Origin of the sequence: Oerskovia sp. NPDC056781, assembly GCF_042789955.1 — a bacterium.
Taxonomy (GTDB): domain Bacteria; phylum Actinomycetota; class Actinomycetes; order Actinomycetales; family Cellulomonadaceae; genus Oerskovia; species Oerskovia rustica.
The window spans coordinates 1-10,785 of sequence record NZ_JBHUAD010000135.1 but is presented as its reverse complement, the minus strand read 5'-3'; the positions used below and the strand labels follow the sequence as shown (position 1 = coordinate 10,785).

The 10,785-nt window shown below is 71.9% G+C and carries 7 protein-coding genes; 1 reads left to right on the top strand and 6 read right to left on the bottom strand.

Annotated elements, in window-relative coordinates:
- Positions 1–35 precede the first annotated feature (35 nt).
- A complete protein-coding gene (locus ACFRCR_RS12370; protein WP_377677884.1) occupies positions 36–3,335 on the bottom strand; it encodes a family 16 glycoside hydrolase in 3,300 nt (1,099 codons plus the stop codon).
- Positions 3,336–3,567: 232 nt separating this feature from the next.
- Complete coding sequence (locus tag ACFRCR_RS12365; RefSeq protein ID WP_377677882.1) at positions 3,568–4,173, bottom strand: ArsR/SmtB family transcription factor; 606 nt, start codon at positions 4,171–4,173, stop codon at positions 3,568–3,570.
- Between the two features lie 53 nt (positions 4,174–4,226).
- Here ACFRCR_RS12365 and ACFRCR_RS12360 point away from each other — a divergent pair, with 53 nt between their 5' ends.
- Complete coding sequence (locus ACFRCR_RS12360; RefSeq protein ID WP_377677881.1) at positions 4,227–5,522, top strand: MFS transporter; 1,296 nt, start codon at positions 4,227–4,229, stop codon at positions 5,520–5,522.
- Between the two features lie 67 nt (positions 5,523–5,589).
- Here the strand turns inward: ACFRCR_RS12360 and ACFRCR_RS12355 are convergent, their stop codons facing one another.
- From ACFRCR_RS12355 to glyA, 4 genes are all read right to left on the bottom strand, one after another.
- Positions 5,590–6,393, bottom strand: coding sequence for an exodeoxyribonuclease III (locus ACFRCR_RS12355; protein ID WP_191795743.1), 804 nt, complete (start codon positions 6,391–6,393; stop codon positions 5,590–5,592).
- Positions 6,394–6,514: 121 nt separating this feature from the next.
- On the bottom strand, positions 6,515–7,975 hold the full coding sequence (locus tag ACFRCR_RS12350) for an MFS transporter (RefSeq protein ID WP_377677878.1): 1,461 nt from the start codon (positions 7,973–7,975) through the stop codon (positions 6,515–6,517).
- Between the two features lie 111 nt (positions 7,976–8,086).
- Positions 8,087–8,977 carry a bifunctional methylenetetrahydrofolate dehydrogenase/methenyltetrahydrofolate cyclohydrolase gene (locus ACFRCR_RS12345; RefSeq protein WP_377677877.1) on the bottom strand — a complete coding sequence of 297 codons (891 nt, stop codon included), beginning with the start codon at positions 8,975–8,977 and terminating at the stop codon, positions 8,087–8,089.
- Positions 8,978–9,088: 111 nt separating this feature from the next.
- Positions 9,089–10,372 carry a serine hydroxymethyltransferase gene (glyA, locus tag ACFRCR_RS12340; RefSeq protein WP_377677876.1) on the bottom strand — a complete coding sequence of 428 codons (1,284 nt, stop codon included), beginning with the start codon at positions 10,370–10,372 and terminating at the stop codon, positions 9,089–9,091.
- Positions 10,373–10,785 lie beyond the last annotated feature (413 nt).

Below are 10,785 nucleotides of genomic sequence, written 5' to 3'. Positions count from 1 at the left end.
CAGCCGAGTCATGCACTCAGCGGAGGATCGTCGCGTCAGCCGCAGCTCGACGCGTCGTAGGCCGTCTCGACCACGACCTCCTTGTCCCCGGCGCTCGCCGTCACGGTCGCGGTCCCGGCCTCGACCGAGGTCGAGCGGGTCGCGAACGTCTGCTGAGCCGACTTGCCCGGCAGGACGCCGGTCATGGTCTTCTTGCCGAACGGCGTGCTGAGCACGACGTCGACCGGCACCGTGTCGTCGTTGACGGCACGGACGGTGAGCGTGACCTTGCCCGCCACGCACTTGGGCTGGACGGTCACCGACACCGCGAGCTCGGGCTCAGGCTCGGCCGTCAGGTCCTTGACGCGGATGTTGCGGTAGGAGACCGTCTCACCGGCGCCGTGGTTCTGGATGCCGATGAACCCGCTCGACAGGTCGCGCGCCGGGTCGGTGCTCGTGAAGTCGTTGACGAGCACGTCGTTGAGGTAGATCCGGATACGGTCCCCCTCGACACGGATGTCGTACGCGTTCCACTGCCCGACGGGCTTGAGTGCTGCGGTCACCGCTGCCGCGTCGGCACCCTGGAACGTGTAGATCGCGCCCGTGGTGCGGTCCGCGGCGTCGCTCGCGTCGATCTGGATCTCGTAACCCTTGTTGACCGCGACCCAGGGGTCGTTGCCGGGGTTCGGGAATCCGACGAACACTCCGCCGTTGTCGTCCTTGACGAGCTTCCAGTCGAGCTTGAGCGAGTACTTCTCGAGCTCCTCGGCCGTGTACCAGAGCAGCCCCATGCCGCCGTTGGTGCGGATCGAGCAGTCGTCCTGACGACCGAACGTCCCGGAGCCGGCGAGCTTCCAGTCGGCCAGGCTCGCGAGGGTGCCGTCGAAGATGCCGCGGTAGCCGTCCTCGACCTCCGCCGGGGAGCAGATGTCGGGGTTCTGCCCGATCGACAGCACGTCGAGGTTCACGTTGCCCTGGTCCCCCTGGTCGTACTTGAGGGTGATCGTGTTGTGGCCCGCCACGAGCGCGACCTCACGGGTGATCGTGTCCCACACCTTCCAGTCGCCGGTCGTGGGCAGAGTCCACGGGCCGACCTTCTGGCCGTTGACGTAGAGCGAGACGTTCTTGGCGCGCAGCTCGGTGTACGGGTGGATGCCGTTCGCGTAGCGCAGGTTGAGCGGGTAGGTGCCCGCCTCGGGAACCGTCACCGCGAAGGTGCGGCCGGAGCCGACGTTCTGCATCCCGGCGGCGAAGCCCGTGCCGGAGTAGTTGCTGTGGTCGGAGCCGAGGCTCGAGCCGCCGAGGGGCTGCGCCTCCTCGGCCTCGTACCAGCCGCGGTCCGCCGGGGCGACGTAGCCCGGGAGCGAGTTGAGCGTGTACCAGGCCTCGGTGCTCAGCAGCTCGGCGCCCTCGTTCGAGGCGAACGGGCGCGGGGAGCGCAGGTGCACGACGTGGCCGGGCTTGAGGCCGTCGACCTTCAGCGTGACCGTGGTGCGGTCCTCGGAGACGGTGGCGTCCGTGACGAACAGCGGTGTCTCGTCGACCTTGGGTCCGCCGTACTGCTGGGTCGGCACGTAGCGCCACTGCGTGAGGCGGTAGGCGTCGGCCAGCTTCGCGACGACGGCGTCGGACACCGGGTCGGTGTACTCGATCTCGAACCCGCCCTCGACGACGCGCATCTCCTTCATGTCGAAGGAGTCCTCGTTCACCGTGGTGAGCTTCTGCAGGCCGAACCGCAGCTTGCCGGACTCGCCCCAGTTGCCGCCCTCGCCCGTACCGCCGACGTACAGCGCGCCGTCGGGGCCGGTGATGACCCGGTTGGCCCCGACCTCGAGGCCCGCGGTGTGACGGAAGACCGCACCCTGGAACTCGCCGTCGACCTTCTCGAGGAACGCGCGCTGGAGACCGCCGTACGTGACGTCGCCGAGGAGCATCTGGCCGGCGAACTCGCCGTCCTGCACGAGGATCGGGTTGCCCGGCGAGTTGGCGATCTCGTTCTGCGGGAGCCACAGCGCGGGCTGGGACACGGGGTTCGCGTCGAACGGCCCGGCCGGGGTGGTGAAGTGGTTGAAGAACTTGTCCTGCTCGATGTGCACGAGCTTGTTCGCGGGCAGCCACGCGCCCTGGTTGTCCGTCCCGAAGATCTCGCCCTCGGGGCCGAAGCCGATGCCGTTCGGGGTGCGCAGGCCACCCGCGACGTAGGTGACCTCGCCCGTCGCGCGGTCGATCTTGATCGACGTGCCACGGTTGGCGGCAGGCTGCGGGGTGGTCGTCGCACCGCCGTTGTCGATCGCGACGGAGAGGTTGACGTAGAAGTAGTTCTCGTCGTGGATCAGGCCGAACGCGAACTCGTGGAAGTTGCCGCCGTCGGGCCACCCGGCGATCTTCGTGTGCGTGTCGTAGAAGCCGTCGCCGTCCGGGTCGGTGAGCTGCGTGAGCTGGTACCGCTCGGAGACGAAGATCGAGTCCTCGATGACCTCGATGCCCATCGGGTTGAGCAGCTTGTCCGCGACCTTCGTGACGGTGACGTCCTCGGGTCCGGTCGCGTCGATCACGCCGTCGAGGAGGTACACCTCACCGGTCGTCGGGTCGGGTCGCCAGCCGCCGGAGCTCACGTCGCCCGTGGTCACGACGGCCAGCTTCTCGTCCGGGGTGAACGCGAGGCCCGACACCTTGGGCTCGAAGCCCGCGGGGCGCAGGTCGACGAGCTCGTAGTTCGGGTTGACCGTGTCCAGGCGCAGACCGTCGCCCGAGGTGTCCGTGGCGCCCTCGCAGTACTTGTTGCCGGGCGCGGTGACCCGCACGACGTTCGCCTCGGTGCTCAGGGCCGACGTCGGGACGACCTGGAACGTCGAGGACCCCGGGGTCTTCCACGCGAGCGTCAGGCGCTGCTTGTCGGTGCCCTCGTAGTACTCGACCCGCAGGTCGTGCGCCCCCGCGGTGAGGGTGATTGCCCCCTCGACCGAGGTCGAGTCGTTCGGGCCGTCGTTCTCGAGGAGGAGCTGGTCGTCCAGGTAGACGAGCGCGCCGTCGTCGTTGGTCACGCGGAACGTGTACTCGCCCTCGGTGGGGACCGTGAGCGTCGCGAGCGCGTGCGTGATGAAGCGGTCGGAGGCGCCGAACTGCTCGGGCGTGCTCCAGTCGATCGTCGGCATGAGCTTGTCGACGTTGGGCGTGGTCCCCGACTTGAGGGTGCACACGGACCCGGGATCCTGGGCGAGCTGGAAGGTGCGCAGCGTGACGCCCGGCTCCATCTCGGTGTCGGCCGCCTGGGCCGACGGGAGTGCCCCGGCGAAGGCGAGGGGGACGAGCAGAGAGGCTCCGAGCAGGCCTGAGAGGCCTCTTCGATGGCGCATTGAGGTTCGCACGAGTGTTCTTCCTCCTTGAAGACGGGTCGGCAGTGACCACGTCGGAGCCTAAGGAGGCTTTTGCTTGCTGTCAACCAAAAGTCGCATGTCAGTCAACAGATTCCGCGACCGCCCCGGGCGCGCGGGACGCCGTGTCCCGACCGGTGGCGGCACGGAGAGCGCCGCGTCCGGCCCCGCGGGACGACCGGCGGGGCCGGGCAAGTCGTCACCGAGGCCGCGTTCAGCGCGGGTCGCGGCTCGCGTCGTGGTGGATCGCGACGAAGACCGACCACGGCTCACCACCCGCCGCCGGTTCGCGCTGCCGGAAGTCCTCGAGGACCTCGTTGAGGCGCTGCGACAGCTCCTCACGCCCGGCGGCGTCGAGCCGCAGGCCGAGCCTGCCCATGTCGACGGTCGCAGGATCGGCCGCCGCCAGCTCCTCCAGGAACGCGTCGAGCAGGACCCGGTGACCCCCCGGTCCCAGGTCCGCGGTCCAGGACTTGCCCGTCGCGCGGTACGGGACCTCCCTCGCTCCCCTCGCGCCCACACGGTCGGGCTGCGCCGCCAGGAACCCGCGGGCCACGAGCGTCCTGACGTGATGGAGCGTCGTGGCCGGGTTCTTCCCGAGCGCCTGGGCGATCTCCTTGTTGGTCCGCGCCTCGTCGAGGCAGATGCGCAGGATCCGCACCCGGAGGCTCGACGCGAGGGCGCGTGCGTCGGCGTCCCGCTCGGCGTCCGAACCGCCGGTCGTGGGCAGCTCGGCGGTCGGCGCATGGACGCCGGCGCCTCGGGCGGGGGGCCGTGCGGGCGAGGGCTGCGCGGGCGAGGCCGTGCGGTCGGAGGTCACCCCCACAGGCTAACTGATTGACATTCCTCAATCACTTGCCTCAGGCTGACCCCATGACGTCCGACGAGCCTGCGGTGAGCACAGCCGCTCCCCCGCGCAGCCTGGTCCATCACCGCGACTTCCGGCACCTGTGGGGCGGTGACGCGCTGGGCCAGCTCGGTGCCCAGCTCACGGGCTTCGTCCTGCCGATCTTCGCCGTGTCCCACCTGCACGCGACCGAGTGGCAGATGGGCGCCCTCAACGCCGCCGAGACCGCGGCCTTCCTCCTGCTCAGCCTGCCCGCAGGGGCCTGGGTCGACCGGATGCGCAAGCGCCGGGTGCTCGTCGCCGCAGACCTCGCACGCGCCGCGGTCCTGTCGGTCGTGGTCGTCGCCGCCCTGACCGGCCACGCGAGCATGGGCCTGCTCATCGGCGCGGCCGTCGTCATCAGCACGTTCAGCCTCTTCTTCGACGTCGCGCACCAGAGCTACGTCCCCGGGCTCGTCGGGCTCGACCACGTCGTCGAAGGAAACTCCAAGCTCCAGGCGACCCAGTCCGTCGCGATGATCGCCGGGCCCGCGATCGGCGGCGTCGCGCTGCGCGTCCTGTCCGCACCCCTCGTCATGGTCGCGACCGTCGGCACCTACCTCGCGAGCGCCCTCGCCGTCTCACGGATCCGCCACCACGAGGATCTCCCCGACCCGGCGGCGCGACGCCCCCTGCGCACCGAGATCGCCGAAGGGCTCCGCTTCGTCGCGAGCGAGCCCCTGCTCCGCCGCATCCTCGCGTGCACGTCGCTCAGCAACCTGGGTGGCGCGATCGGCAACGCGGTCGTGGTGATCTTCGCGCTGCGAACGCTCGACGTCGGGACGGCGACCTACGGCGTCGTGCTGTCGGCGAGCGCGGCCGGCGGCCTGCTCGGCGCGGTCCTGGCCGACCGGGCGGCGCGGTGGGTCGGCCCGGCGCGGATCATCCCCGTCGCGGCCGTCTCCTCGGGCATCGCCTACGCGATCACACCTGCGGCGGCCTGGGTCGCGACCACGGGCGCCGCGGACGCTCTGGTGCCGGCCGTGCTCGTCGCCGGGGGCTTCGTGTTCAACCTCGCGGTCGTCGTCTACAACGTCGCGCAGGTGAGCTTCCGCCAGCGGCTCTGCCCGCCCGCGCTGCTGGGGCGCATGAACGCCTCGGCCCGGTTCCTCGTGTGGGGCCCCATCCCGCTCGGCGGCCTGCTCGGTGGGTGGATCGGGACCGTGTGGGGCGTCGCGCCCGCACTGTGGGTCGGGGCGCTCGTCATGTCGCTCGGGGCGCTGCCCGTGCTGCTGTCACCACTGTCCCGCATGACCGGGCTGCCCGTCCCGGCCCGCGACTGACGCCTGGCACCGGGCACGAGGCGCGGCGGACACCCTGGCCCCGCGCACCGAAGACAGGGCGTCCCGTCTAGAGGTCGTACGTCGCGACCAGCGCGGCATGGTCGCTCCAGCGGCTCTCGTAGTCGTCGGCGCGGTCGACCTCGACCTTGACCGCGCGCTCGGCGAGCGCGGGCGTCGCGAGCTGGTAGTCGATGCGCCAGCCCGAGTCGTTGACGAACGCCTGCCCGCGCCACGACCACCAGGTGAACGGCCCGGGGCCCTCGCCGCCGTGCTTGCGGCCGAGGTCCACCCAGCCGAGCTCGTCGAACCAGGTGTCGAGGTAGGCACGCTCCTCGGGGAGGAAGCCTGCCGACTTCTGGTTGCCCTTCCAGTTCTTGATGTCGACGTTCTTGTGCGCGATGTTCACGTCGCCCGCGACGACCGCGAGGCCGCCCGCGGCCGAGAGCTCGCGCAGGCGCTCGGTGACCTTCTCGAGGTAGGCGTACTTCTCGTCCATCTTGGGCGTGCCCGCGGTGCCCGAGTGGATGTACGTCGAGACGACCGTGAGCCTCTCACCCGACGGCAGCTCGAGGTCGGCCTCGACCCAGCGCCCCGTGTCGACCGGGGGCTCCGGCTCGCCCTTGCCCAGCCCGACGCGCACCGCTGTCACGGGAAGCCGCGACGCGACCGCGACCCCGGCCCTGCCCTTGATGTCGCACGCCTGGTGCGCGATGTGCCACCCCTCGCCGACGAGCTCGTTCAGGATCTCGTCCGGAGCGCGGACCTCCTGCAGGAGCATGACGTCCGGGGTGCGCGACGCGACCCAGGCGTCCATCCCCCGGCGGTAGGCGGCGCGGATCCCGTTGACATTGGCTGTAGCGATCGTGAGCACCTCGACATCAAACCCCACGCCACCCACACGGGCGAAAACCGCGCGGCGAGACGCTGGTCACGGCCTGCCGCAGACGGTCCGCAGCCGCAGCACAGCCGTCAGAGCGAGCGAGGCCCCCGCATCACGCTGGTTCTGACACGTCCACGGGCAGCACCGCCTCGTGGAACCTCCCTGCGAGCAGCACCGTCGCGAGCGCGAGCACGGCCAGCACCCCGAAACCTGCGCGCAGAGCGTCGGTGGTCGCGAACACACCCGTCATCGCTCCGCCGAGGACCGCGCCGACGTACGTGAAGACGTTGAGCCGGGCCACCGCGCGGTCGGTCGCGGCCTCGACCGTCGGGAGGTCCGTGCCCGTCCCCCCGGCGCCGTCCGTCGCACCGGCCGCCACGACCGCCCCAGTGACGGCCTCTGCGGCCCGGTCCCCTGCGGCCGAGAACGCCATGGGCGCCACGACGCCGAGCCCCAGGCCGGTCGCGGCGAACCCCAGCACCGCGAGGGGCCACACGGGCGAGACCGCGACGAGCCCGAGCCCCACGACCCCCACGGCGCCGCCGAGCGCCACGACCCGCACACGCCCCCAGCGTTCGACGGCCCGGTCCCCGAGCAACCGCGAGCAGATGAGGGTCGCCTGGTAGGCGCCGAACCCCAGCGGCCCGACGACGGCGCTCGCCCCGAGCACGCCCTGCAGGAACGTCGCACCCCAGCTCGAGACCGCGGAGTCCGCGACGGGGAAGGCCAACATCGCGATGCCCAGCACGATCACGGTCCCGGCGCCCACCATGCCGGTCACGCCACGAGCGCCGCCCGTAGCAGCTCTTGCCCCCGCCTCTCCCGGCCCGGCCACCGCGGACCCGCCGCCCGACCCTGCGGCGGGAGCGACGCCGTCGGGCACCTGGCTCCCGCTCCCCGCCGGAGGAGTCCCGGAGGCCCCCGCGACCGCGACCGCCGCGCTCCGGGAGAGCAGCCCGGCCCGCAGCACGAGCACCGCCACCGCGACCATCCCCGCGACGAGCGCGAGCGACACGGGCAGCGCGAGCCCCAGGGCCGCGGCCCCCGAGACCGCGAGCGACCCCACCACCCCGCCCGCCGCGTTGGCCGCGAAGAACGCAGCGATGAGGCTGCGCCCGTACGCGCGCTGCACGTCGATACCCTGCATGGACGTCGACGCGTCGACCGACCCGAGCGCGAGCCCGTACACCGCGAACGCGAGGAAGAAGGTCACGAGCAGCCCGGCACCCGCGCTCAGCCCGACCGCGAGGATGCCTGCGGCGGCCACGAGGAGACCGCCGGTCACGACGCGCGCCGACCCGAACCGGGCCGCGAGCCACCCGGACAGGGCGCTGCCCGTCGCCGCGCACACGCAGACCCCGAGGATCACGAGCGTGATGACGTCGGGGCCGATGCCGAGGTAGCGCTCGTAGGTCGGGACGTTCGTCAGCATCACGGCGAACCCGAAGCCCTGCGCCGCGTACGCGGCCGTGGCGCTGCGACGGGCGCGCCGGACGGACGAGGGGACGGCGAGAGGCGCAGGGACGAGGGCCGCGATGCCGTCGTCTCCCCCTGCCCGGGACGCGGGGGTCATGGCGGAACACTAGTCCTGCACGGCGCCACCGCACGACAGGACGTCAGGAGACGACCGGACGGGCGCGACCCGCAGGTCACGCCCGTCCCGTCGAGCCCTCCGCGCCGAGCGTCAGCGGGCGACCCCCGCCGCACGCTCGGCCGAGTCCACGACGTTTGCGAGCAGCATCGCGCGGGTCATGGGCCCGACACCGCCGGGGTTGGGCGAGATCCAGCCCGCGACCTCGGCCACGGCCGGGTCGGCGTCGCCCACGACGCGGCTCTTGCCCGTCTCCTGGTCGACCTCGCGCGAGACGCCCACGTCGATCACGACCGCGCCCGGCTTGACCATGTCGCGCGTGATGATGCCCTTGACGCCCGCGGCCGCGACGACGACGTCGGCCCGGCGGACGAGCGAGGCGAGGTCCTGGGTGCCCGTGTGCGTGAGCGTGACGGTCGCGTTGACCGCGCGGCGCGTAAGGAGCAGGCCGATCGAACGGCCCACGGTCACCCCGCGCCCCACGACGACGACCTCCTTGCCCGCGAGCGAGACGCCGTGGCGCTCGATGAGCTCGATGATGCCGCGCGGCGTGCAGGGCAGCGGCGACGTGACGTCCTCGTTGACGCGCAGCACGAGGCGCCCGAGGTTGGTCGGGTGCAGGCCGTCGGCGTCCTTGTCGGGGTCGATGAGCTCGAGCACGCGGTTGGTGTCGATGCCCTTCGGGAGCGGGAGCTGCACGATGTACCCGGTGCACGCGGGGTCCTCGTTGAGGCGGCGGACCGCGGCCTCGATCTCCTCCTGCGTGGCCTCGGCGGGCAGGTCCTCGCGGATCGAGGAGAGCCCGATCTCGGCGCAGTCGCGGTGCTTGCCCGCGACGTACCACTGCGAGCCCGGGTCGTCGCCGACCAGGAGGGTGCCGAGTCCCGGCACGACGCCGTGCTCGGCGAGGGTCACGAGTCGGGTCTTGAGCTCGGCCTTGATGGCGGCGGCGGTGGCCTTGCCGTCCAGGATCTGCGCGGTCATGAGGGCTCCTCGGGGTCTGGCGGGGACGAACAGACCGCTGAGTGCGGAGCACTTGTCGTGGATCGGCCGGATCAACGACAGGTACTCCGCACTCAGCGGGTCATGCGTGAGCTACTGCGACAGTCCCGGGTACAGCGGGAAGTCGGCCGTCAGCTTGCGCACGCGGGCGCTCAGGCCCTCGACGTCCGCGCCGGCACCGGCCTTGAGGGCAGCCGCGATGATCTCGGCGACCTCCGCGAACTCGGCGTCCCCGAAGCCACGGGTCGCGAGCGCGGGCGTGCCGATGCGCAGGCCCGACGTGACGCGCGGGGGGCGCGGGTCGAACGGCACGGCGTTGCGGTTCACCGTGATGCCCACGGTGTGCAGGAGGTCCTCGGCCTGCTGGCCGTCGAGCTCCGAGTGGCGCAGGTCCACGAGGACCAGGTGCACGTCGGTGCCACCCGTGAGGACCGAGACGCCCTTCTCGGCGACGTCGGGCTGGGCCAGGCGGTCCGCGATGATGCTCGCGCCGCGCAGCGTGCGCTCCTGACGGTCCTTGAACTCGTCGGAGCCCGCGATCTTGAACGACACGGCCTTCGCGGCCACGACGTGCATGAGCGGGCCGCCCTGCTGGCCCGGGAACACGGCCGAGTCGATCTTCTTGGCGTACTCCTCCTTGGAGAGGATGAAGCCCGAGCGCGGGCCGCCGATGGTCTTGTGGACCGTCGAGGACACGACGTCGGCGAAGGGCACCGGGGACGGGTGCAGGCCCGCGGCGACGAGGCCCGCGAAGTGCGCCATGTCGACCCAGAGCTTGGCGCCGACCTCGTCCGCGATCTCGCGGAACGCCGCGAAGTCGATGTGGCGCGGGTACGCCGACCAGCCCGCGATGATCACGTCGGGGCGCGTCTCGAGGGCCGTCTTGCGGACCTCGTCCATCTCGATGCGGTACGACTGCGGGTCAACGCCGTACGCCGAGACGTCGTACAGCTTGCCCGAGAAGTTGATCTTCATGCCGTGCGTGAGGTGGCCGCCGTGCGCCAGCTCGAGACCGAGGATCTTGTCGCCCTTGTTGATGAGGGCGTGCAGGACGGCCGCGTTCGCGGTCGCGCCCGAGTGCGGCTGGACGTTCACGTGCTCGGCACCGAACAGCGACTTGGCGCGGGCGATCGCGAGGTTCTCGGCGATGTCGACCTGCTCGCAGCCACCGTAGTAGCGGCGGCCCGGGTAGCCCTCGGCGTACTTGTTCGTGAGGACGGAGCCCTGCGCCTGCAGGACCGCACGCGGCACGAAGTTCTCCGAGGCGATCATCTCGAGGGTGTCGCGCTGACGCGCGAGCTCCCCGTCGAGGACCGCGGCGATCTCCGGGTCCACCTCGAGCAGGGACTGGTTCAGGACGTTCGGCTGAGCGCTCATGCGTCTCCTTGGGTGCGTCTGCGGATGACGGTCTCGCGGGAGGGCGTGCCCCGTCCGGGCACGCTCCCCACAGGGGGCGACCCGGGGCCCAGGCGAACGACCCGTCGTCTACACAGCATGCCGCTCCCCGGTGGTGATCCACCATTCCCGTCCGTCCCGCGGCCTCCCGAGGGGGCGGCGTGCGGGGCGCGGGTGCGCCAGTCGCGACGTGCACGATCCTAGCCCACGTCCGCGCGCCGCGGCAGTGGCGGACGTCACGCCGTGTCGGTCCTCCTGCCCGACGGCGCAGCGCACGTCGGGCGGGGGGCGTCACCCTCTGCGGGGCCGGGCGGGGGGCGGGGCGGGGGCGAGCATGGGTGAGCGGCGCCGTCGGACCCTGCACGACGCAGCGGGGTGCGCGCGGCCCCCCACCG

Coding starts and splice junctions, on each gene's coding strand:
- ACFRCR_RS12370 (WP_377677884.1), bottom strand. CDS start 3,335: ATGCGCCATCGAAGAGGCCTCTCAGGCCTGCTCGGAGCCTCTCTGCTC.
- ACFRCR_RS12360 (WP_377677881.1), top strand. CDS start 4,227: ATGACGTCCGACGAGCCTGCGGTGAGCACAGCCGCTCCCCCGCGCAGC.
- ACFRCR_RS12350 (WP_377677878.1), bottom strand. CDS start 7,975: ATGACCCCCGCGTCCCGGGCAGGGGGAGACGACGGCATCGCGGCCCTC.
- ACFRCR_RS12345 (WP_377677877.1), bottom strand. CDS start 8,977: ATGACCGCGCAGATCCTGGACGGCAAGGCCACCGCCGCCGCCATCAAG.
- glyA (WP_377677876.1), bottom strand. CDS start 10,372: ATGAGCGCTCAGCCGAACGTCCTGAACCAGTCCCTGCTCGAGGTGGAC.